Raw genomic sequence first — 292 nt, forward strand, 5'->3', positions numbered from 1 at the left:
TCGTGCTTCTTGGGAAGACCGAGTGGATGAGGCAATATTTGAATATGTAAATAGTATCACAACGAGTGATGCAATAAATGATGTGAATGCATATAAAGATTATGTGTTCAAGGAGTTGGAATCGCAAAAAGCAGTAGCTTTGACTAGTTGGGAAGAAACAGCAAATTTAGATCTGGTAAGCAATCGGGAAGAATTTTTATCAAGGTTAACGAGTAGCCAATTAGATGAGTCATACATTGCTCGGATGGGAATGACTCAGTATTATAACCAGCTAAAGAGTTACCAGGAAGCC

The 292-nt window shown here is 38.4% G+C and carries 1 protein-coding gene; it reads left to right on the top strand.

The window, feature by feature from the left end; translation table 11 throughout:
* On the top strand, nucleotides 1-292 hold a 292-nt coding region (locus ND812_RS18380), incomplete at both ends, for a hypothetical protein (protein ID WP_265376766.1).

Origin of the sequence: Leptospira limi (assembly GCF_026151395.1) — a bacterium.
Lineage (GTDB): Bacteria > Spirochaetota > Leptospiria > Leptospirales > Leptospiraceae > Leptospira_A > Leptospira_A limi.